An 18,678-nucleotide genomic window follows, 5' to 3' on the forward strand; every position below is an offset into this window, starting at 1 on the left:
ATCAAACTCTTCAGGCGCATATCACTGCGGGTTGGCACGAGTGCTGGAAAGCAACGACTTCAGGTTGGCAGCCTTGGGCTTGACCAGCCAGAAACGACGCAGGTAGTCATCGAGGTTTTCGGCGAGTTCACGACCCCACTCGCTGTCGGTTTCCGCGACGTACTCGTTCAGCACGTTTTGCAGGTGGCTGCGATAGGCTTCCATCGCCTCGCCGCTGATCCGCTGGATTTCCACCAGTTCGTGGTTGACCCGGTCAACGAAGGTGTTGTCCTGGTCGAGCACGTAGGCGAAACCGCCGGTCATGCCAGAGCCGAAGTTGTAACCGGTCTTGCCCAGGACGCAGACGAAACCACCGGTCATGTACTCGCAGCAGTGATCACCCGTGCCTTCCACCACCGTGTGGGCCCCGGAGTTACGCACGGCAAAACGCTCGCCTGCGGTGCCGGCGGCGAACAGCTTGCCGCCCGTGGCGCCGTAAAGGCAGGTGTTGCCGATGATGGCACTGTCCTGGGTCTTGTAGACGCTGCCCTTGGGCGGAACGATGACCAGCTTGCCGCCGGTCATGCCCTTGCCCACGTAGTCGTTGGCATCGCCTTCCAGATACATGTTCAGGCCGCCAGCGTTCCAGACGCCGAAGCTCTGGCCTGCGGTGCCCTTGAACCGGAAGGTGACCGGCGCCTTGGCCATGCCCTGGTTGCCGTGCTTGCGGGCGATTTCGCCGGAGATCCGCGCGCCGATGGAACGATCGCAGTTGCAGATATCCAGGGCGAATTCGGCGCCGCTCAGGTCGTTGATCGCCGAAGCGGCCATGTCGACCATCTTCTCGGCCAACTCGCCCTTGTCAAATGGCGGGTTGCGGTCGACCTGGCAGAACTGTGGCTTGTCCGCCGGGATCAGATCGCTGCCCAGCAACGGAGTCAGGTCCAAGTGATGCTGCTTGGCGGTCTGGCCTTCGAGCACCTCCAGCAGATCGGTACGACCGATCAGCTCTTCGAGGGAGCGCACGCCCAGCTTCGCCAGCCATTCACGGGTCTCTTCGGCCACGTAGGTGAAGAAATTCACCACCATGTCGACAGTACCGATGTAATGGTCCTTGCGCAGCTTGTCGTTCTGGGTGGCCACGCCGGTGGCGCAGTTGTTCAGGTGGCAGATGCGCAGGTATTTGCAGCCCAGGGCGATCATGGGTGCGGTGCCGAAGCCGAAACTCTCGGCGCCGAGAATGGCCGCCTTGATCACGTCCAGGCCGGTTTTCAGGCCGCCGTCGGTCTGCACCCGGACCTTGCCGCGCAAGTCGTTGCCGCGCAGCGTCTGGTGGGTTTCGGCCAGGCCGAGTTCCCACGGCGCGCCCGCGTATTTGATCGAGGTCAGCGGCGATGCACCGGTACCGCCGTCATAACCGGAGATGGTGATCAGGTCGGCATAGGCTTTCGCCACACCAGCAGCGATGGTGCCCACGCCGGCTTCCGCCACCAGTTTCACCGAGACCAGCGCCTTCGGGTTGACCTGCTTGAGGTCGAAGATCAACTGCGACAAGTCTTCGATCGAGTAGATATCGTGGTGCGGCGGTGGCGAGATCAGGGTCACGCCCGGTACCGCATAGCGCAGCTTGGCAATCAGGCCGTTGACCTTGCCGCCAGGCAGTTGACCACCCTCACCCGGCTTGGCGCCTTGGGCAACCTTGATCTGCAGCACTTCAGCGTTGACCAGGTACTCCGGCGTCACACCGAAGCGGCCGGTGGCGACCTGCTTGATTTTCGAACTCTTGATGGTGCCGTAGCGCGCCGGGTCTTCGCCGCCTTCGCCGGAGTTGGAACGCGCACCGAGGCGGTTCATGGCTTCAGCCAGGGCTTCGTGGGCTTCGGGGGACAAGGCTCCCAAGGAAATACCGGCCGAATCGAAGCGCTTGAGCACCGATTCCAGCGGTTCCACTTCGTTGATATCCAGCGGCGTGTCGAGGGTCTTGACCTTGAGCAGGTCACGGATCATCGACACCGGACGGTTATCCACCAGCGCGGTGTATTCCTTGAACTTGCTGTAGTCGCCCTGCTGCACGGCGGCTTGCAAGGTATTGACCACGTCCGGGTTGTAGGCGTGGTATTCGCCACCGTGGACGAACTTCAGCAGCCCACCCTGTTGGATCGGTTTGCGCGGGCTCCAGGCTTCGGCCGCCAGGGCTTTCTGTTCGGCTTCGATGTCAACGAAACGCGCACCCTTGATGCGGCTCGGCACGCCACGGAAGCTCAGCTCGCAGACTTCTTCGGACAGGCCAATGGCCTCGAACAATTGCGCACCGCGGTACGAGGCAATGGTCGAGATGCCCATCTTCGACAGGATCTTGAGCAGGCCCTTGGTGATGCCCTTGCGGTAGTTCTTGAATACCTCATAGAGGTCGCCCAGCACTTCACCGGTGCGGATCAGGTCGCCCAGCACTTCGTAGGCCAGGAACGGATACACCGCCGAGGCACCGAAACCGATCAGCACCGCAAAGTGATGCGGATCGCGGGCGGTGGCGGTCTCTACCAAAATGTTGGAGTCGCAGCGCAGGCCTTTTTCGGTCAGGCGATGGTGCACCGCGCCGGTGGCCAGCGAAGCGTGGATTGGCAGCTTGCCCGGCGCGATGTGACGGTCGCTCAGCACGATCTGGGTACGACCCGCGCGAGCGGCCTCTTCAGCCTGATCGGCGATGTTGCGGATCGCCGCTTCCAGGCCGACGCTTTCGTCGTAGTTCAGGTCGATGACCTGGCGCGCGAAGCCCGGGCGGTCGAGGTTGGTCAACGAGCGCCACTTGGCGGGCGAGATGACCGGCGAGCTGAGGATTACCCGCGAGGCGTGCTCCGGCGACTCCTGGAAAATGTTGCGCTCGGCACCCAGGCAGATTTCCAGGGACATCACGATCGCTTCACGCAGCGGGTCGATCGGTGGGTTGGTCACCTGGGCGAACTGCTGGCGGAAATAATCGTACGGCGTGCGCACACGCTGGGATAGCACGGCCATCGGCGTGTCATCGCCCATGGAGCCGACCGCTTCGTAGCCCTGCTCGCCCAACGGACGCAGCACCTGATCACGCTCTTCGAACGTCACCTGGTACATCTTCATGTACTGCTTGAGCTGGTCGACGTCGTAGAAAGCCGAGCCGTGGTCGTTGTCTTCCATGGTCGCCTGGATGCGCAGGGCATTCTTGCGCAGCCATTGCTTGTACGGATGACGGGACTTGAGACGGTTGTCGATGGCGTCGGTGTCGAGGATCTGGCCGGTTTCGGTGTCCACGGCAAAGATCTGGCCCGGGCCTACGCGGCCCTTGGCGATGACGTCTTCAGGCTGGTAGTTCCAGACGCCGATTTCCGACGCCAGGGTGATGAAGCCATTGGTGGTCGTGACCCAGCGCGCCGGACGCAGGCCGTTACGGTCCAGCAGGCACACGGCATAGCGACCGTCGGTCATGACGATACCGGCCGGGCCATCCCACGGTTCCATGTGCATGGAGTTGTATTCGTAGAAGGCCCGCAGGTCCGGGTCCATGGTCTCGACGTTCTGCCACGCCGGCGGTACCAGCATGCGCACGCCACGGAACAGGTCGATGCCGCCGGTCACCATCAGTTCGAGCATGTTGTCCATGCTCGAAGAGTCGGAACCCACGCGGTTGACCAGCGGGCCGAGGTCTTCGAGGTCCGGCATCAGGTCGTTGGCGAACTTGGTGCGACGAGCCACGGCCCAGTTGCGGTTGCCGGTGATGGTGTTGATCTCGCCGTTGTGGGCGAGGAAGCGGAATGGCTGGGCCAGCGGCCATTTCGGCAGCGTGTTGGTGGAGAAACGCTGGTGGAACACGCAGATCGCGGTTTTCAGGCGCTCGTCGCTCAGGTCTGGATAGAAGGCGGTGAGGTCCGCCGGCATCATCAGGCCTTTATAAATGATGGTCTTGTGGGAAAAGCTGCAGATGTAGTGATCGGTGTCGGCAGCGTTGGCCACCGACGAGCGACGACGGGAACTGAACAGCTTGATCGACATGTCCTGGTCGCTCAGGCCTTCGCCGGCGATGAACACCTGTTCGATCTGCGGCAGGCGCTCAAGCGCCAGGCGGCCGAGGACGCTGGTGTCGATCGGCACTTTGCGCCAGCCGACGAGTTGCAGGCCGGCAGCCAGGATCTCGCGGTTCATGTTTTCGCGAGCGGCCTGTGCCTTCACTGGGTCCTGGTTGAAGAACACCATGCCCACGGCGTACTGCTTGGGCAGGGTCACACCAAACGTTTCCTGGGCAACGGCACGCAGGAACTCGTCGGGTTTTTGAATCAGCAAGCCACAACCGTCACCGGTCTTGCCGTCGGCGTTGATCCCACCGCGGTGGGTCATGCAGGTCAAGGCCTCAATGGCCGTTTGCAAAAGGGTATGGCTGGGCTCGCCCTGCATATGAGCTATCAGGCCGAAACCGCAGTTATCCTTGAATTCATCTGGTTGGTACAGACCTGCTTTCATAGACACTTTCTCACCAGGCTGCCTCTCATCGAGGCAAATTTCTTTTCAATTCAACCAGTTGCATACCGCGCCGAACGTACGCCAGCTTTGCGGGGGCAAAAGGGAGGTCATTGTACACACCGACACAGGGGCTCACAAATTTGACGACGAACTGTCGCAAATCCATGTCGCATTTGTGAAAGGTTTAAAGCTATATGCTGTGCTAGTCAAAACTTTTTTGGGTTCGACCGCTACGACTCAAACGCTACTGTGACGCAGACACCACAAGGCGCGCGGCCTGAAAGGTCGCTCGCCCTTGTGGAAATTTTGAGGTTGCCGGGAGAGGCGGCCTGGGTAAGGCCGCCGAATCTTCAGCGAGTTGCTGCCAGTTCCTGTTGGACGCTGGCGACAGTGCGAGGCCAAGGTTTACCAGCCTGAACCTTCGCTGGCAAGGCCTTGATGGCGGAAACGGCTGCATCACGGTTGGCAAAGCTGCCGTAGGTGATGACATACAGCGGCTTGCCATTGAGCACTTTCTTGAAATAGCGGTACTCCCCGCCCTGTTCCTTGACGAAGTTTTGCGCCGTCGCTTCAGAGCTGGTGCCGAGGATCTGCACCACGTAGTTGCCTGGCGCCTGACCGGCGTACCAGTTGCCGCCAGCGGCCTTGGCCGGGGCAGCTGGCTTGGCCGCTGGCGCCGGTGCCGCCGGTTTGGCCGCAGGCGCCGGAACCGGTGCAGGCTTGGCGGTTGCCACTTGGGTAGGCGCCGGGGTCGGCTTGGCAGGCTGCGCCGGAGCGGGCGTCGGCGCTGGGCCGGCCGGCACGCCCACAGGCGGTGCCGTAGTGGTCACGGTTGGCGGGGTGTCGCTGCTGTCGTCAATTGGCGGGGCTGCGCCGTCGTCGCCTTCGGTGATGCCGCCGGCAGCTTCGGCCAGGGGACCACGCATTACCGGCTGCGACTGGCCGACCAGCGGTAGCGGCATCGGCTGGGTGTTACCGGCAAATTCCACTGCCGGCGCCCCACCGTTGGGTTTCGGCGTGCCCTGGCCGAGGGGCAGTTGTGCCTGTTCGTTGGCTGGCGTACCCGTGGTTGGCGCCTTGTTGCGACCCGGCATCAGCCAGGCGGCGGCGACCGCGACCACGACCACGGCGGAAATCGCCAATACGTGTTTCTTCGGCATATTGAACCCCATACTTGGACGCTTCACCGCAGAGCGGCTGGCAATCATGACTTCGATCAGAGCATCGCGGGCAACCTGGTTGATGTTCCCAGGCCAGCCGTCGGAGCTTTCGTGAATCTCAGAGATCTGATCGGCGGTGAAAAGTTCGATACCCCGGCCAGCACCTTCAAGACGCTGGGCAAGGTATTCGCGGGTCTCTTCCTCGGTGTAGGGCGCCAGCTCGATGACGTGGAAGCGCTCTTCTTCGAGGTTCAATTGATCCAGATCGGCGATCAACGACGACTCACCGAACAGGAACACATGCGGACGGCCTTCCGGCGCACCGGCCGCCAGGGCCAGCAGGGCTTCGAGGGCCGACTCGTCGAGTTGCTCGGCGTCGTCCACCAGCAGATAGACTTCCTGCCCGGTCAGCGCCAGTTGCACGATCTGGTCGACAATCGCGCCGACCTCGGCTTGGCCGACATTCAGTGCCTGGGCCACCTGGCGCAACACTCCGACGGCATCGCCAGCACCGCGGGCAGACACCACCACGCTTTGCACTGACTGCTTGTTGGTGCTGGCCACCAGGGCCTGGCGCAGCAAGGTCTTGCCGCTGCCCTGGGGGCCGGTGACCACCAGGAGCAACTGGCTGTAGCGCGCCAGGTGATGCAACTGACCCAGCACCGGCTTGCGCTGGGCAGGGAAGAACTTGAAGCCCGGAACCCGAGGAGCGAAAGGGTCATGACTCAACTGAAAATGGCCGAGGAACGCCTCGTCGGCATGCAAACTAGTCATCGGAATCTTATTAACCTTTAAGCTGAGCCAGGGCGCGGTAGTCCGCTCCCAGCGTGGCCTGTAGAACCTCTTTCGGATAATCGTCGGTCACCACCGCTTCGCCCATGTGGCGCAGCAGCACCAGGCGCAGACGACCGTCGATCACTTTTTTGTCGATTGCCATGTGTTCAAGAAAATCCGCCTCGGTCATTTCCTCGGGCGGAACCACCGGCAGCCCGGCGCGTTGGAACAGGCGAATGCCGCGATCACGCTCCTGTTCGCTGATCCAGCCCAGGCGCGCGGACATTTCCAGGGCCATGACCGTACCGGCCGCAACCGCTTCACCATGCAGCCAGACACCATAGCCCATGTGGGTTTCGATGGCATGGCCAAAGGTGTGGCCCAGGTTGAGCGTGGCGCGCACCCCCGACTCACGCTCATCGGCGCCGACCACGGCAGCCTTGGCGGCGCAAGAGCGCTGGATCGCATAGGTCAGGGCCACTTGGTCCAGCGCCCGCAGGCGGTCGACGTTCTCTTCCAGCCAACCCAGGAACGGCTCGTCGCAGATCAGCCCGTACTTGATGACTTCCGCGAGTCCCGCAGACAGCTCCCGCGCCGGCAAGGTATTGAGGGTGGCGGTATCGATCAGCACCACGTTGGGCTGATAGAAAGCGCCAACCATGTTCTTGCCCAGCGGATGGTTGATGCCGGTCTTGCCGCCCACCGACGAATCGACCTGGGACAACAACGTAGTAGGGATCTGGATGAAATCGACGCCACGCTGATAACAGGCGGCGGCAAAGCCGGCCATGTCGCCGATCACCCCGCCGCCCAGGGCGACCACCGTAGTCCGGCGGTCATGGCGTGCAGTCAGCAGGCCATCGAAAATAAGTTGCAGGGTTTCCCAGTTCTTGAAGGCTTCGCCATCGGGCAACACCACGGAGATGACCGAGTAGGCCGACAGGCTGCGGGTCAGGCGTTCCAGATACAGAGGGGCGACGGTTTCGTTGGAGATGATCGCCACTTGCCGTCCGGCGATATGCGGCGCCAGCAGTTCGGGCTGGTCCAGCAAGCCTTCGCCAATGTGAATCGGGTAGCTACGCTCGCCCAGGTCGACCTTAAGTGTCTGCATGTGTCCCCACAGTGAAGATGGAATCAGGCGTCCTGCCTGCAATTAACGAAAGTCCACGGTGCTTGTTCTGACGCCAAGTGATAGCCAACCGCCACGCCCCAGGCGGACCAAAACGGGACGTCGAGGATAGCGCATTTCGCCAGGCGCATTAACGGGGCGGCAGTAGTTGAAGGCGATCGAGAATATCCAGCACGACCATTCGCGGCGGCCGCTCGTCGGTTTCCACCACCAGGTCGGCAATTTCCCGATACAGCGGATCGCGCAGTTCCAGCAGATCGCGCAGGGTCTTGGCCGGGTCGGCGGTGCGCAACAACGGCCGGTTGCGATCCCGCGCGGTGCGGCCAACCTGCTGCTCGACGGAGGCGTGCAAATAGACCACCCGACCGCCGGCGTGCAATGCCCGACGATTGGCTTCGCGCATGACCGCGCCGCCGCCGGTGGCCAGCACCACGCCATCGAACGCGCACAGCTCGGCGATCATCGCCTGCTCACGGTCACGAAAGCCTGGCTCGCCTTCCTTGTCGAAAATCCATGGGATATTGGCGCCCGTGCGCAATTCAATTTCCTTGTCGGAATCTTTGAATGGCAGGCGCAGCTCTTTGGCCAGCAAACGGCCGATGGTGCTTTTTCCAGCGCCCATCGGCCCTACAAGAATCAAATTTCGCACAGAATCAACGACTCACAGCAATCGCCTGGTTGTTCATGATACGCGGAGTGAGGAACACCAGCAGCTCGGATTTTTTCTCCGAAACCACATCACGCCGGAAAAGGCGGCCAAGATACGGCACATCGCCAAGAAATGGCACCTTATCTACAACCTTGCTCTGAGTATTTGAGAAAACCCCACCAATCACAATGGTCTCGCCATCATTGACCAGCACCTTGGCGTTGACCTCGTTTTTCTTGATCGGCGGTACTTCCTGCACCTTGTTCAAGTAGTCAGGCTCATCCTTGGTGACCTTGACCTCCATGATGATGCGGTTGTCCGGGGTGATTTGCGGGGTGACTTCCAGTGACAGCGAGGCCTCCTTGAACGACACCGACGTGGCACCGCTGGAGCTGGCTTCCTGGTAGGGAATCTCGGTGCCCTTGAGGATTTTCGCGGTCTCCTTGTCGGACGTCACCACTTTGGGCTGGGAGACGATTTCGCCGTTACCGGTTTTCTCCATGGCCGTCAGCTCAAGGTCCAGCAAGACGTTGTCGGTAATGAAGGCGATGCCGATCCCCGAGGTGTTACCCGAGGCGCCCATGTCGACGAACGGCTGGTTGGTACTGGTGCTGCCCGGCGTGCCAATGGTGGTGGAGCTGCCGTTGGTGACGCCGGAGGAATTCCAGTTGCCCTGGTTCTGTACCGAACCACCCCAGCGCACGCCCAGGCTTTTGTCGTAGTCGACGTTGGCCTCGACAATCCGCGCCTCGATCATCACCTGGCGCACCGGAATATCCAGTTGCGCCACGATCCGCCGCAGTTCGTCGAGTCGATCCTGGGTCTGGTAGGCAATGATGTTGTTGGTTCGCTCATCGACTGTGATCGTGCCGCGCTCATCGGCTTTCGCCTCGGCACTGGTCACCGACTGGAAGAGCTTGGCGATGTCCGCCGCTTTGGCATAGTTGACCTGCAACAACTCGCGCCGCAGCGGCGCCAGGTCGGCGATCTGTTTCTGGGACTCCAGCTCCTGGCGTTCACGCGCGGCAATTTCGTCGGCCGGAGCCACGAGCAGCACGTTGCCGACCTTGCGCTTGTCCAGCCCCTTGGTCTTGAGCACCAGGTCCAGCGCCTGGTCCCAGGGAACATTCTGCAACCGCAGGGTGATGCCGCCCTGCACCGTGTCGCTGGCCACCAGGTTCAGGTTGGTGAAGTCGGCGATCAGTTGCAGGACCGAACGCACTTCGATGTCTTGAAAGTTGAGCGAAAGCTTTTCACCACTGTAGGCGGCGCGATCGGTATTGCGTTTTTGCAGGTCCTCGACCGTCATCGGACGAACGCTGACGGTGAGCTTGTTATCCGTCTGGTAGGTCGAGTAATCGAACGTGCCGCTGGGTTCGATACTGATGGTCGCCCGGTCGCTGCCGGCGCTGGCGTTGACGAACTGCACCGGGGTGGCGAAATCCTTGACGTCCAGGCGCACCCGCAGCGGCTCGGGCAACTGCGTCCTGGCAAAACTGAGGATAATCTTGCCTTCGCGCTCCTGGATATCAGGCGCGATGGAGGGATCTGACAGATCGATCACCACGTTGCCTTCGCCCTGGGTCCCGCGCTGGAAATCCACCCCACGGATAGCCTTGCCCACCGGCGCGTTGCTTTTCACCGGCGCCGCGCTCGCAACCGCCGGACGAGGTGCCTGGGCGGCAGCCTTCGGTGCGGCGCCCTTGCCAACCACGACGAACAGGTTATTACCTTCGACTCGGGTGTTATACGGTGCCAATTGGGTCAGGCCAATAATCAGTCGGGTGCGGTCACCGGCCTCGACCACAGTGGCGCTGCGTGCGTTACCGCCGCCGAGATCATGACTCTTGCTGGCCAGTTGGCTGGTCACGCCCGGCAGGTCCAGCGCAATCCGGGCCGGCTGTTCGGTGGTGTAGCCCCGGGGCGTGGGCGGCGGGGCGTCGAAGGAGAGTTTCAACTCGACGCGGTCCCCCGGCAATGCCGCGACGTCCAGTGTCTTCAGACTGGCCGCATGAACCATCGGCGACACCAGCGCTATCCATAGCGAAATACCGAAGGCTGATATAAACCTGTTCATTGTTGGGGTTCCACGATTGAGTGCTCTTTCAAGGGAATGGTTCGCGGTCGCTCCAGCCAGGCACCCTCGCCATCGGGAACGATTTCGATCACATCGACCTGGGTCGCGCCGATGGCGGTGATCCGCCCGTCGTTGCGCCCCAGGTAGTCACCGACCTTGAGCCGATGCACCCCGCCCGCCCCCCGCAGGAGCGCGAAGGAACCGCTGGCGTTGGCGATCGTGCCGACCATTTCGAATTGTTCGATGTTGAAGCCTTCCAGGTACTGCTTGACTCGGTTGGGGTCGGGCCGGACGTTGCGCGAACCCTTCTGCCGCTCGGCCTGGTCCATCCGAACCTGCCTGGAAAAGGGGCTGCGCAGGTTGGCGGCGCTGTAAGTGAAGGTTTCGTAGGGCCTGAAGGTCGGCGTTGGCTCGATCTTGCCCGGTGGGCGCAGGCGCACTTCGTTCATGTAGGCGTCCAGGTCGCTGAAACCGTTGTCGTCGTTACAGCCCGCCAGCGCGACCAGGCCTGCCAGCAGGCAAAAGCGGCAGACCGGCTTCATGGCTGCGCCTCCTGCTCGTTATAGCGGTAGGTCTTGGCCTGGATACTCATGCGAAGCTTCGTTCCTGCCTCGGGCTCCATCGGCGCGATCTCGAAATCGTGCAACGTGACGATCCGGGGCAGGCCGGCCACTCCGCTGACGAACGTCGCCAGGTCGTGGTAGCCGCCGGTCACGGTGATCTGGATCGGCAGCTCGATGTAGAACGGTTGGGTGACCTCGGGCAGCAACTTGATTTCCTCGAACTCCAGGCCACTGCCCAGGCCGGTCCGGGTGATGTCTTCCAGCAGGCCCGGCACCTCGGTGTCGCTGGGCAACTGCCGCAGCAGCACGCCGAAAGAGGTTTCCATCTGCTTCATCTGCTCGGTGTAGCGTTCGAGGTTGGCAGCCATGTGGGCCTTGCCTTCGAACTGCGCCTTGAGGGTGTTTTCCTCCTCCCGCACCTGCTGCAACCGATCTTGCAGGTCGCTCAAGGCAAAGTTATAGCCCAGCCCCAATACCAGGATCACCAGCAGGATGCCGGCCAGCCACTTGATGGGCGCCGGCCAGGAACCGATGTTGTTGGTGTCCAGGTCGCTGAGTTCGATCTTGCGCAGCGCGTCAAACCATTCCCCCGGCTTCATTGGGCGTCCTCCCCATCAGCCGGACGGGTCTGGCGAACCGTCAGTTGGAAAACGTTGGCCTGGTCGACCTGGCCGGCCGTGGTGGCCTTGACCTCCGTCAGGCTGGGGGCATCGAACAGGTCCGACGCATCCAGGTTACGCATCAGGTCCGAGACGCGGTTGTTCGACTCCGCAGCGCCCTTGATTGAAAGCGTCCGGTCTTCCATCTTCACCTCAGTGAAATAGACACCGTCCGGCAAGGTCCTCGCCAACTGGTCGAAGATGCGCCCGCTGACCGGCCGGTTGCCCTGCAAGTCCTGGATTATCCGCATGCGCTCCAGCAGTTGCTGGCGACGGGCTTTCAGTTCACTGATCTGCTTGATGCGCTCGTCCAGCACGGCGATCTGTTCCGAGAGATGAGTGTTGCGAGCCAGTTGATGGTCAATGGCGCTGTCGAGGTACTGGACGACGATCAGTGTCAGGCCCACCGCGCCGACCAATGCCCCCACCAACGCCAGCAGAAAACGCTTGCGGCGCTCTTCGCGAAGTTCTTCGCGCCACGGAAGCAGATTGATCCGCGCCATCAGTCAAAACTCCTGAGGGCCAGCCCACAGGCAATCATCAGCGCGGGCGCGTCACTGGCCAGGGCGCCGGCATTGACCTTGCTGCCCAGCGCCATGTTGGTGAACGGGTTGGCCACCTGGGTCGGCGTCCCCAGGCGTTGCTCAATCAGCCGATCCAGGCCGGCCACCGAAGCCGTGCCACCGGCCAACAGGATGTGATCCACCGCGCTGTACTGGCCCGACGCGAAGAAAAACTGCAGCGACCGCGACACCTGCTGCACCAGCGCCTCGCGAAAGGGCTGCAGCACCTCGGCGAGGTAATCGTCCGGCAAGCCGCCCTGCTTTTTTGCCAGGCCCGCCTGCTCGGGCGTCAGGCCATAGCGGCGCTGGATTTCCTCGGTGAGCTGGCGGCCACCGAACAGCTGCTCGCGGGTATAGATGATGCGCCCGTTGTGCAGCACGCTGAGGGTGGTCATGGTGGCGCCGATATCGATGACCGCGACGGTCAGCCTTTCCTGGGAAGCGGCCAACTGCGTGGCCAGCAGGCCGAAGGCACGCTCCAGCGCGTAGGCCTCCACGTCGACGACGCGCGCCGTCAGCCCGGCCAGGGCCAGCGCGGCCTCACGGACCTCGACGTTTTCCTTGCGGCAGGCAGCCAGCAGCACTTCCACTCGCTCGGCGTTGCGCGGCGATACGCCCTGGACCTCGAAATCGATGGCCACCTCGTCCAGCGGGTAGGGTATGTATTGATCAGCCTCGATCTTCAGCTGGTTTTCCATCTCGTCGTCGGACAACCCGGCATCCATCTCGATGGTCTTGGTGATGACTGCAGACCCCGCCACGGCCACCGCGACGCTACGCAAGGGCGTCCTGGCCTTGGCCAGCACGCGCGACAATGCCTGCCCCACGCCTTCGAGCTCGGCGATGTTCTTCTCGACCACAGCGTTGGCGGGCAACGGTTCGACCGCATAGGACTCGACGCGGTATCGGTCCCCCTGACGGCTCAACTCGAGCAGTTTCACCGACGTCGAGCTGATGTCGATTCCCAGAAGCGCATGGGCTTTTTTATTGAAGAGTCGTAGCACTACCAATTCCCTATGACTATCCGTGAGTTACGGACTCTCTAATATGCGTTGCGTTCCATCACCGCGGTCCGACAGACGTCCGGATGGCATTCCTGACGAAAAAAAATGCTTATAATGCCCAGCGTTTTTTTCGCTTTGTTGCAAGCACGGGTCCTTCCCTGCACCTGGCGCCTTTTTTCATTCTTTGCCTGGATATCCAAAAGCCTTGATTCGTCTGCTGAAATTTTTCGGATGGTCCATCGTCGCCGTTTTCTGCGGACTGCTCTTGGGCCTGAGCGGTGCGTATCTTTACCTTAGTCCGGGATTGCCGTCCGTGGAGGCGCTGAGAAGCATTCAGTTGCAGATTCCCCTGCGGGTGTACAGCAGCGACAACAAGCTGATCGCCGAATTTGGCGAAATGCGCCGCACACCGATCCGTTTCGCCGACATTCCGCCCAATTTCATCAATGCGTTACTAAGTGCTGAAGACGACAATTTCGCCAATCACTATGGCGTCGATCCCGGCAGCCTGATGCGCGCCGCCAGCCAGCTGGTCAAGAGCGGACATATACAGTCCGGCGGCAGCACCATCACCATGCAGGTGGCCAAGAACTTCTTCCTGACCAGCGAGCGCAGCTTCTCGCGCAAGACCACCGAGATTTTGCTGGCCCTGCAAATCGAGCGGCAGCTGACCAAGGATGAAATCCTCGAGCTGTACGTGAACAAGATCTACCTGGGCAACCGCGCCTACGGCATCGAGGCAGCAGCGCAGGTGTATTACGGCAAGTCGATCCGCGACGTGAGCCTGGCGCAGATGGCGATGATCGCCGGCCTGCCCAAGGCGCCATCGCGCTTCAACCCGCTGGCCAACCCGGCGCGCAGCAAGGAGCGTCGCGACTGGATCCTGGGGCGCATGTACAAGCTCGGCAAGATCAGCGAGGCCGACTACACCGCCGCGATCAATGAACCGTTGAACGCCAGCTACCACGTGCCGACCCCGGAAGTGAACGCCCCGTACATCGCCGAAATGGCCCGTGCCGAAATGGTCGGGCGCTATGGCAGCGATGCCTACACCGAAGGCTTTCGCGTGACCACTACGGTGCCGAGCAACCTGCAGGAAATGGCCAACACCGCGCTGCACGAAGGCCTGATGACCTACGACCAGCGCCACGGTTACCGGGGCCCTGAATCGCGCCTTCCAGGCAAGACCAAGCAGGCCTGGGCCTTGGAACTGACCAAGCAGCGCACCATCAGTAGCCTGGAGCCGGCGATCGTCACGTCGGTGGACAAGGATGGCCTCAAGGTTCTGACCCGCAACGGCGAACTGGAAGAACACGTGGGCTGGGACACCATGAAATGGGCGCACCCGTTCCTCAATACCAACAGCATGGGGGCCGCGCCGCGCCAGCCATCGGACGTCGCCCAGGTTGGCGATCTGATCCGCGTGCAGCGCCAGGCGGACAACACCCTCAAGTTCAGCCAGATCCCGGCCGCCCAGGGCGCGCTGGTATCCCTCGATCCGCAGGACGGTGCCATCCGTTCGCTGGTGGGCGGCTTCGCCTTCGAGCAGAGCAATTACAACCGGGCATTGCAGGCCAAGCGCCAGCCGGGGTCGAGCTTCAAGCCATTCGTCTACAGCGCCGCCCTGGATAATGGCTACACCGCCGCCAGCCTGGTGAACGATGCGCCAATCGTCTTTGTCGACGAATACCTGGACAAGGTCTGGCGACCGAAGAACGACACCAACACCTTCCTGGGCCCGATCCGCCTGCGCGAAGCGCTGTACAAGTCCCGCAACCTGGTGTCGATCCGCCTGCTGCAAGCCCTGGGCGTGGATCGCACCATCGACTACATCAGCAAGTTCGGCTTCAACAAGCAGGATCTGCCGCGCAACCTGTCCCTGGCACTGGGTACCGCAACCCTGACGCCGATGGAAATCGCCACGGGCTGGAGCACGTTCGCCAACGGTGGCTACAAGATCACCCCGTACATCATCGATAAGATCGAAAGTCGCAACGGCGATACGCTGTTCGTCGCCAACCCGCCACGCGTCCCCACTGGCGAGCAGGCCAGTGATGGCGTCGCCGCGCCGGCCACCCAGGCCTTTACGGTCAATGCGACACCGGGTGAAGCGACGACGGCACCAGCGGTACCGCAAGCGCCGGCCATCGCCGAACGCATTGTCGATGGACGTACCACCTACATCCTCAACAGCATGCTGCAGGACGTGATCAAGCTCGGCACCGGCCGCCGCGCCCTGGCCTTGGGTCGAACCGACCTGGCGGGCAAGACCGGTACTACCAACGAATCCAAGGATGCCTGGTTCTCCGGCTACAACGCCGATTACGTGACCACCGTCTGGACCGGTTTCGACCAGCCCGAAAGCCTCGGTCGTCGCGAATTCGGCGGCACCGTGGCGCTGCCGATCTGGATGAGCTACATGGGCGCGGCCCTCAAGGACAAACCGCCACACACCCAGCCGGAGCCGGAAGGCATCCTCAGCCTGCGTGTCGACCCGGTCAGCGGCCGCGCGGCCACGCCCGGCACTCCGGGCGCGTACTTCGAACTGTTCAAGAGCGAAGACACCCCACCGTCCGTCAATGAACTGGGCAATGGCTCCGCACCGGGCAGCCCGCTGCCGGCAGACGAAGCGGCGCCGATCGATTTGTTCTAAAGAGCACGCACACCCACCTGTGGCGAGGGAGCTTGCTCCCGCTCGGTTGCGCAGCGACCGCAAGTTTTTGGGGCCGCTTCGCAGCCCAGCGGGAGCAAGCTCCCTCGCCACAAGTCATCTGGCTTCCCTGAAGGGCCATGCCGCCCCAGACAATCTTCGTAGACAATAAAAAACCCCGACTCACAAGAGCCGGGGTTTTTCGTTGAAGCGCTACAACAGCTTAGCCGTTGAACACGTCATCCACGCTCTTGAGCGGGTAGTTCTTCGGATACGGCAGGGTCGCCACGCCGGTCTCGATCGCGGCCTTGGCCACGGCGTCGGAGATCAGGGTGATCAGGCGGGCGTCCATAGGCTTCGGAATGATGTACTCACGACCGAATTCCAACTTGATGCCGCCGTAGGCGTCGCACACTTCCTGAGGCACCGGCAGCTTGGCCAGTTCGCGCAGGGCGTTGGCGGCCGCGACTTTCATTTCTTCGTTGATGCGCTTGGCGCGAACGTCCAGGGCACCGCGGAAGATGAATGGGAAGCCCAGTACGTTGTTGACCTGGTTCGGGTAGTCCGAACGGCCGGTGGCCATGATCACGTCGTTGCGAGTGGCGTGGGCCAGCTCCGGGGAGATTTCCGGATCCGGGTTGGAGCAGGCGAACACGATCGGGTTCGGCGCCATGCGCAGCAGGTTTTCCGCGCTCAGCAGGTTCGGGCCCGACAGGCCGACGAAGACATCGGCACCGTCCAGCGCGTCCGCCAGGGAGCGCTTATCGGTCGCGTGGGCAAACACGGCCTTGTACTGGTTCAGGTCGTCACGGCCGGAGTGAATCACACCGGTACGGTCAACCATGAAGATGTTTTCGATCTTGGCACCCATGCTCACCAGCAACTTCATGCACGAGATGGCGGCAGCACCGGCACCCAGGCAGACGATCTTGGCTTCTGGCAGGGTCTTGCCGGCGATTTCCAGGGCGTTGATCATGCCGGCTGCGGTCACGATGGCGGTGCCGTGCTGGTCATCGTGGAACACCGGGATGTCGCACTGTTCGATCAGGGCGCGCTCGATCTCAAAGCACTCAGGCGCCTTGATGTCTTCCAGATTGATGCCGCCGAAAGTGATGGAGATACGCTTGACGGTATCGATGAAGGCTTGCGGGCTTTCGGAGTCGACTTCGATGTCGAAGACGTCGATGCCGGCGAAGCGCTTGAACAGCACGCCTTTACCTTCCATGACCGGCTTGGAAGCCAGTGGGCCGAGGTTACCCAGGCCGAGAATCGCGGTGCCATCGGAAATGACTGCAACCAGGTTGCCCTTGCCGGTGTATTTGTAGGCCAGCTCAGGATCGCGTGCGATTTCGCGGACTGGTTCGGCTACGCCGGGGCTGTAGGCCAGCGACAGATCGCGGGCAGTAGCGGTGGCCTTGGTGAGCTCGACACTCAGCTTCCCCGGACGAGGGTGAGCGTGATATTCGAGAGCGGCAGTTTTCAGATCAGACATGTGGGCATTCCGCTTTTACTGTGTTGGACAGACGGACCGCCGAGGATACGCGCCTCGCAAAGTCCCTACAAGACTGACCAGTCACCGCTGTCAAGCGCCCTGCCCTACGACTTTGGACCAAGGGCCGCGAAACACAAGGGCTGCATGCATACAATCCAAACAAAAAATGTCTACAATTTTTTATTCCTGCGCCAGACCCAACATGGTCGGGTCGGTCAACGGCAAGAGCCAGCGCGCCTGTCCTTGCTTGAGTCCGTCACGCCGCGAACGATCGATGACCCAGCCACGCGCCTCAATCCGCTTGCCCTTTAGCCCTTCAAGCGATGCCCTGTCAAAGCGACCCACCAGACCAGGGGCAATACGCAATACAACCGAATCCTGCAATTGGAGCCAAACGCCGCCGCGATTACGCCTGATTTCGCTCACCCGACCACTGAGCACGGCGAAGCCCGGCGCGTTGATTTGCCCTGCCTTGCGCACAGGCGAGCGCTTCCACAACCCCAGGCCCGCATCACGCGCCTGACGTTCGGCGGCGCGCTGGCAGGCCACCAAATCGACATTTGGCGCCACAGCCACATGAAAACCCAGGCCCTCGGCGAGCAATTGCGCTTCGACATTTTTACCGTCGGCGCCATAGACATGGGCCAGCGTGCGGCCGTAGCGATCCTTGCCTTCCTTGCCCACCAGCAACCCCACGCGCCCAGCACTGCCGGCGATCAGCGCTTCAAGGCGCCGGCGAGCCGCAACCGCGAAAGGTTCGTCGGAGCGCCCTTGTCGGCCCAGCTCGGGGCTGTTGAGGCCAATCATGCGCACGCTGCGGCCATCGGCCAGGCGCAGGGTATCGCCATCCACCACGCGCCTGACCGTCACCTGGGAAAGGTTCGCCGGCGCGGGACAAAAGGCCTGGGCTCCCGTGAGCCAAATCGCGGACACAAAAAAGGCGCCCGCAAGGGACGCCTTCTTTATCAGTCTGGAGCCGTCGAGACGAGCATCCAAAATGATTAGCCTCAGGCTTTTGGAGTAACTTTGCCGAAAGCACCGAAACGATCGGCGAACTTCTGAACGCGGCCGCCGGTATCCAGAGTCTTTTGCTTACCGGTGTAGAACGGGTGGCATTCGTTGCAAACGTCGATCGCCAGGGCTTTGCCGTAGGTCGAACGCGTTTCGAACTTGTTGCCGCAGCTGCAAGTCACGGCAATTACTGGGTAGTCCGGATGGATATCGGTTTTCATGCTGTTTTCCTCAGGCTAGCGTGCCGCCACCCAACACTATTGTTGAATACCGCACGTAATTAGGCCGCGGATTCTACCAGACATCGTCATTCGCGCAAGCTGTCGCTTATACCAACCGTCTGCTAGGCTCGCGCCCTCAAGCACCCGTCCTGCGTGGGAGCGGGCTTGCTCGCGAAGGCGGTCGGTCAGTTTGGGCTGATTGTGACTGTGCCGCCGTCTTCGCGAGCAAGCCCGCTCCCACGAGAATCGTGCCCAG

Annotated in this window: 13 protein-coding genes; 1 reads left to right on the forward strand and 12 read right to left on the reverse strand. The window is 61.9% G+C overall.

The window, feature by feature from the left end:
• Window positions 1-21 precede the first annotated feature (21 nt).
• The 9 genes from gltB to AD663_RS25880 all read right to left on the reverse strand — a co-directional run bounded on the left by gltB (window position 22) and on the right by AD663_RS25880 (window position 13,048).
• Window positions 22-4,470, reverse strand: coding sequence for a glutamate synthase large subunit (gene gltB, locus AD663_RS25840; RefSeq protein ID WP_003186606.1), 4,449 nt, complete (start codon window positions 4,468-4,470; stop codon window positions 22-24).
• A gap of 350 nt (window positions 4,471-4,820) precedes the next feature.
• Entirely contained in the window at window positions 4,821-6,404 is a 1,584-nt protein-coding gene (locus AD663_RS25845) for an AAA family ATPase (protein ID WP_003186608.1), read from the reverse strand.
• Between the two features lie 10 nt (window positions 6,405-6,414).
• Window positions 6,415-7,515, reverse strand: a complete 1,101-nt coding sequence (gene aroB / locus AD663_RS25850) for a 3-dehydroquinate synthase (RefSeq protein ID WP_053214765.1) — start codon at window positions 7,513-7,515, stop codon at window positions 6,415-6,417.
• A 148-nt stretch (window positions 7,516-7,663) separates the two neighbouring features.
• Window positions 7,664-8,182: a shikimate kinase AroK gene (gene aroK, locus AD663_RS25855; protein ID WP_003186612.1), complete on the reverse strand. Its 519-nt coding sequence runs from the start codon at window positions 8,180-8,182 to the stop codon at window positions 7,664-7,666.
• Between the two features lie 4 nt (window positions 8,183-8,186).
• Window positions 8,187-10,259, reverse strand: coding sequence for a type IV pilus secretin PilQ (gene pilQ / locus AD663_RS25860; protein WP_003186614.1), 2,073 nt, complete (start codon window positions 10,257-10,259; stop codon window positions 8,187-8,189).
• Window positions 10,256-10,801, reverse strand: coding sequence for a pilus assembly protein PilP (locus AD663_RS25865; protein WP_053214766.1), 546 nt, complete (start codon window positions 10,799-10,801; stop codon window positions 10,256-10,258). The genes pilQ and AD663_RS25865 overlap by 4 nt, the downstream gene beginning before the upstream one ends.
• Window positions 10,798-11,421, reverse strand: coding sequence for a type 4a pilus biogenesis protein PilO (pilO, locus tag AD663_RS25870; RefSeq protein WP_003186616.1), 624 nt, complete (start codon window positions 11,419-11,421; stop codon window positions 10,798-10,800). The genes AD663_RS25865 and pilO overlap by 4 nt, the downstream gene beginning before the upstream one ends.
• Complete coding sequence (locus AD663_RS25875) at window positions 11,418-11,984, reverse strand: PilN domain-containing protein (protein ID WP_003186619.1); 567 nt, start codon at window positions 11,982-11,984, stop codon at window positions 11,418-11,420. Before AD663_RS25875 ends, pilO begins: the two co-directional genes overlap by 4 nt.
• The gene (locus tag AD663_RS25880; RefSeq protein WP_003186621.1) at window positions 11,984-13,048 is read right to left on the reverse strand and encodes a pilus assembly protein PilM; all 1,065 of its coding nucleotides are present in this window, start codon (window positions 13,046-13,048) and stop codon (window positions 11,984-11,986) included. Before AD663_RS25880 ends, AD663_RS25875 begins: the two co-directional genes overlap by 1 nt.
• Before the next feature lie 208 nt (window positions 13,049-13,256).
• On the opposite strand from AD663_RS25880, the gene AD663_RS25885 reads away from it, so the two are divergent.
• Complete coding sequence (locus AD663_RS25885) at window positions 13,257-15,701, forward strand: penicillin-binding protein 1A (RefSeq protein ID WP_172680641.1); 2,445 nt, start codon at window positions 13,257-13,259, stop codon at window positions 15,699-15,701.
• A 220-nt stretch (window positions 15,702-15,921) separates the two neighbouring features.
• Here the strand turns inward: AD663_RS25885 and AD663_RS25890 are convergent, their stop codons facing one another.
• From AD663_RS25890 to rpmE, 3 genes are all read right to left on the reverse strand, one after another.
• Window positions 15,922-17,190, reverse strand: a complete 1,269-nt coding sequence (locus AD663_RS25890) for a malic enzyme-like NAD(P)-binding protein (RefSeq protein ID WP_003186625.1) — start codon at window positions 17,188-17,190, stop codon at window positions 15,922-15,924.
• Between the two features lie 180 nt (window positions 17,191-17,370).
• Complete coding sequence (locus AD663_RS25895; protein ID WP_003186627.1) at window positions 17,371-18,186, reverse strand: thermonuclease family protein; 816 nt, start codon at window positions 18,184-18,186, stop codon at window positions 17,371-17,373.
• An 11-nt stretch (window positions 18,187-18,197) separates the two neighbouring features.
• Window positions 18,198-18,422 (reverse strand): 50S ribosomal protein L31, encoded by a 225-nt coding sequence (gene rpmE / locus AD663_RS25900; RefSeq protein WP_003186629.1) that lies wholly within the window; start codon window positions 18,420-18,422, stop codon window positions 18,198-18,200.
• Window positions 18,423-18,678 lie beyond the last annotated feature (256 nt).

The sequence above is a fragment of the Pseudomonas sp. Q12-87 genome, from assembly GCF_001269755.1.
GTDB classification, from domain to species: domain Bacteria; phylum Pseudomonadota; class Gammaproteobacteria; order Pseudomonadales; family Pseudomonadaceae; genus Aquipseudomonas; species Aquipseudomonas fluorescens_S.

Coding starts and splice junctions, on each gene's coding strand:
- AD663_RS25865 (WP_053214766.1), bottom strand. CDS start 10,801: ATGAAGCCGGTCTGCCGCTTTTGCCTGCTGGCAGGCCTGGTCGCGCTG.
- AD663_RS25875 (WP_003186619.1), bottom strand. CDS start 11,984: ATGGCGCGGATCAATCTGCTTCCGTGGCGCGAAGAACTTCGCGAAGAG.
- gltB (WP_003186606.1), bottom strand. CDS start 4,470: ATGAAAGCAGGTCTGTACCAACCAGATGAATTCAAGGATAACTGCGGT.
- rpmE (WP_003186629.1), bottom strand. CDS start 18,422: ATGAAAACCGATATCCATCCGGACTACCCAGTAATTGCCGTGACTTGC.
- pilQ (WP_003186614.1), bottom strand. CDS start 10,259: ATGAACAGGTTTATATCAGCCTTCGGTATTTCGCTATGGATAGCGCTG.
- pilO (WP_003186616.1), bottom strand. CDS start 11,421: ATGAAGCCGGGGGAATGGTTTGACGCGCTGCGCAAGATCGAACTCAGC.
- aroB (WP_053214765.1), bottom strand. CDS start 7,515: ATGCAGACACTTAAGGTCGACCTGGGCGAGCGTAGCTACCCGATTCAC.
- AD663_RS25845 (WP_003186608.1), bottom strand. CDS start 6,404: ATGACTAGTTTGCATGCCGACGAGGCGTTCCTCGGCCATTTTCAGTTG.
- AD663_RS25890 (WP_003186625.1), bottom strand. CDS start 17,190: ATGTCTGATCTGAAAACTGCCGCTCTCGAATATCACGCTCACCCTCGT.